The organism is Cupriavidus sp. FW305-27 (genome assembly GCF_058787995.1).
In genome coordinates, this window is record NZ_JBYTAG010000141.1 from 1 (window position 1) to 663 (window position 663).

General features: G+C 68.9%; 1 protein-coding gene. It reads left to right on the top strand.

Features of this window, described 5'->3' with window-relative positions; translation table 11 throughout:
- A partial coding sequence (locus AC3WRI_RS32910) for an AMP-binding protein (protein ID WP_492295022.1) occupies nt 1-663 on the top strand: 663 nt, incomplete at both ends.

Genomic DNA, 663 nt, shown 5'->3' on the forward strand with positions numbered 1-663 from the left:
GTGGTCGCGATGCAGGCCTGCGCACGCCTGGGCGCCACGCACTCGGTGGTGTTCGGCGGCTTCTCGGCCAAGTCGCTGCAGGAGCGGCTGGTGGACGTGGGCGCGGTGGCGCTGATCACCGCCGACGAGCAGATGCGCGGCGGCAAGGCGCTGCCGCTCAAGGCCATCGCCGATGACGCGCTGGCGCTGGGCGGCTGCGAGGCCGTCAGGAACGTGATCGTCTACCGCCGCACCGGCGGCAAGGTTGCCTGGACCGAAGGCCGCGACCGCTGGATGGAAGATGTCAGCGCCGGCCAGCCGGAGACCTGCGAAGCCGAGCCGGTGAGCGCCGAGCACCCGCTGTTCGTGCTCTACACCTCCGGCTCCACCGGCAAGCCCAAGGGCGTGCAGCACAGCACCGGTGGCTACCTGCTGTGGGCGCTGATGACAATGAAGTGGACCTTCGACATCAAGCCCGACGACCTGTTCTGGTGTACCGCGGACATCGGCTGGGTCACCGGCCACACCTATATTGCCTACGGCCCGCTGGCCGCGGGCGCCACCCAGGTGGTGTTCGAAGGCGTGCCGACCTACCCCAACGCCGGCCGCTTCTGGGACATGATCGCGCGCCACAAGGTCAGCATCTTCTACACCGCGCCGACCGCGATCCGCTCGCTGATCAAG